This window comes from Saccharopolyspora soli (assembly GCF_022678645.1).
In the GTDB taxonomy this organism is placed as follows: Bacteria; Actinomycetota; Actinomycetes; order Mycobacteriales; family Pseudonocardiaceae; genus Saccharopolyspora; species Saccharopolyspora soli.
Map to the genome: position 1 here is coordinate 1 of NZ_JALBWV010000152.1, position 3,017 is coordinate 3,017.

Annotated in this window: 2 protein-coding genes; one reads left to right on the top strand and one right to left on the bottom strand. The window is 68.1% G+C overall.

What is annotated here, in order from left to right:
* Positions 1-116: 116 nt before the first annotated feature.
* A complete protein-coding gene (locus tag MOQ72_RS44000) occupies positions 117-1,325 on the bottom strand; it encodes an acetyl-CoA C-acetyltransferase (RefSeq protein WP_242192012.1) in 1,209 nt (402 codons plus the stop codon).
* Between the two features lie 579 nt (positions 1,326-1,904).
* On the opposite strand from MOQ72_RS44000, the gene MOQ72_RS44005 reads away from it, so the two are divergent.
* Entirely contained in the window at positions 1,905-2,906 is a 1,002-nt protein-coding gene (locus tag MOQ72_RS44005; RefSeq protein WP_242192013.1) for a glycoside hydrolase family 5 protein, read from the top strand.
* Positions 2,907-3,017: the final 111 nt, after the last annotated feature.

Sequence of the window (3,017 nt, forward strand, 5' to 3'; positions counted from 1 at the left end):
TCCTGACCGAAGCCAATTGATCACTCGTGTTGCAACCACCCCTGGAATCCACCCTGGGTAAAGGGTGCCCTTCACTCATCACCCGAGCCGGGGCACGTCACTTGATCTGGTGAAGGTCAGATGCGTTCGAAGACGGCGGCGAGGCCCTGGCCGCCTCCGATGCACATGGTTTCCAGGCCGTAGCGGGCTTCTCGGCGGTGCATTTCGCGGGACAGCGTTGCCAGGATCCGCCCGCCGGTCGCGCCGAGCGGGTGTCCCAGCGAGATGCCGGATCCGTTGACGTTGAGGCGGTCGAAGTCGGCGGGCTTGAACTCCCACTCGCGGGTGCAGGCCAGCACCTGCGCCGCGAACGCCTCGTTGAGCTCGATGAGATCCAGGTCCGCCATGCCGATCCCGGCTCGCTGCAAGGCTTTCGCGGTCGCTGGCACCGGGCCGATGCCCATCGTGCGCGGGTCCACCCCGGCGCGCGCCCAGGACACCAGCCGCACCAGCGGTCGCAGCCCGAGCTCCGCCGCGCGCTCCGGCGTGGTCACCACGCACACGGCGGCCGCGTCGTTCTGCCCGCTCGCGTTGCCAGCGGTGACCGTCGCTTCCGGATCCGACTTGCCCAGCACCGGCTTCAGAGCGCTCAGCGCCTCCATCGTGGTGTCCGGGCGCGGGTGCTCGTCCACGTCGACCACGGTGTCGCCTTTGCGGGAGCGCACCGTCACCGGCACGATCTCGTCGGCGAACCGCCCGGCTTGCTGCGCGGCAGCAGCGCGTTGCTGGGAGCGCACCGCCAGCTCGTCCTGTTCGGTGCGCGAGATTCCGTATTCGCGGCGCAGGTTTTCGGCGGTCTCCAGCATGCCGCCCGGTACCGGGAAGTTCTTGCCACCCGCCGTCACCCGGCCGCGGGCGAGCGAGTCGTGCAGTTCCAGCCCGCTGCCGCGGATGCCCCACCGCGCCTCGGTGGTGTAGAACGGCGCGTTGCTCATGCTCTCCACGCCACCGGCCAGCACGACGTCGCTGACGCCGGTCTGCACCTGCATCGCGGCGTCCAGGACGGCCTGCAGACCCGAGCCGCAGCGGCGGTCCACCTGGGTGCCGCCGACCTCGATGGGCAGGCCCGCGTCCAGCGCGGCCACCCGGCCGATCGCCGGGGCGTCCGAGGTCGGGTAGCAATGCCCGAGGATGACCTCGTCGACCGCCTCGCCAACCAGCCCGGTGCGCGCCAGCAGTTCCTTGATCACCGGTACCGCCAGATCGACCGCGGGCACCGCCTTGAACACCCCGCCGAACCGGCCGATCGGGGTCCGCAGCGGTTCGCAGATCACCGCTTCGCGCATCGCTTGCTCCTTCGAGTTCCAGTCGCGGCCACCGCGCCGCTATTTCGTTCGTAGCACAGCACCACCGGTCGTCGAAACGACCGGAGATTATGTTCGATCCGGTCTCACTGATCTGCGAATTCAGTATTGGACGGTTGCGGAGTCGGCGTGCGAAAGTGCGCGGGGGCAACATCGGGAGGTCGGCCATGCAGCAGGTCCGAGCGTTCTGCGCTGAACGGCAGCTGTTCGACGAGTGTTGACGGTCTTCCACCGGTCTCGCTATCGTGACGCGAATTTGGAAACTTAGAGGGTGCGCGGATTGGCTTGCGTGGCGGTGCGGGTGGCGGAACCTCAGAGGCTTTCTCGTCTCCGGGATCCCCGACATCATGTATGCCGAACACCACGTCGTGGCTGTCCTCGCGAGAAAGCCTCTGAGAACCCGCGGCGGCGCGAGCTGCGAGGGTGGGAGGAAGCGGCTGACGCCGCTTGCCTGACGACCCCCTCGACATGCCCAATCCGCGCGAGTTCTTAGTTTCCGATTTCCGCCGCCAGAATCGGGAGCCGCTCCCCACGGCTCCGCTCTTCGACCGAGGAGAACCGATGAGGTGGCAGAACTCCGTCCGCGTCGTGACGATCGCCGCGACCCTGCTCCTGACCAGCACCGCGGCCCAGGCCCAGAACGCCGAACAGACCCCCGTTGCCGCGAACGGGATCCTGTCGGTCTGCGGCAAGACGCTGTGCAACGGTAGCGGTGTTCCGGTGCAACTGCGGGGCATGAGCACGCATGGCCTGCAGTGGTACAGCCAGTGCGTCAACGACCAATCGTTGGACGCGCTGGCCCAGGACTGGCAGGCCGATGTGCTGCGGATCTCCATGTACATCCAGGAAGGCGGCTACGAGGAGGACCCGGCGCGGTTCACCGAAATGGTGGACCAGTACGTCGAGGAGGCCAGCGAACGCGGCCTGTACGCCATCATCGACTGGCACATGCTCGATCCAGGTGATCCGTACTACAACCTGGACCGGGCGAAGACCTTCTTCACTGAAATGGCCAAGCGGCACAAGGACAAGACGAACGTCCTCTACGAGATCGCCAACGAACCCAGCGGCGTCGACTGGGCCCGGATCAAGAGCTACGCCGAGGAACTCATCCCGGTGATCCGCGCGGCGGACCCGGACTCGGTGGTCCTGGTCGGCACCCGCGCCTGGTCGTCGCTGGGCGTTTCCGACGGTGCCGACGAGCGGGAAGTGGTCGACAACCCGGTGAACGCCGAGAACATCCTGTACACCTTCCACTTCTACGCGGCCTCGCACGGCACCGAGTACCTGGACGCGTTGTCCCGCGCGGCTGACCAGCTGCCGATGTTCGTCACCGAGTTCGGCACCCAGGAGGCCACCGGCGACGGCGGCGACGACTTCGGCATGGCCGAGCAGTACATCGATCTGATGGCCGCGAAGAACATCAGCTGGACGAACTGGAACTACTCCGACGACGCCCGTTCCGGAGCGGTGTTCAAGGAAGGCACCTGCGAGAACGGCCCATACCCAGGCACCGGCCAGCTCAAGCCAGCAGGCGCATGGGTCCGCGAGCGCGTGATGTGAGGTACGTGGTCGTGGGGGGGGGGGGGGCGGGGCCCCCCCCGGGGGGGGGGGCGCCCCCCCCCCGGGGGGGGGCGGGGGGGGGGGGGGGGGGGGGGGGGGGGGGGGGGGGGG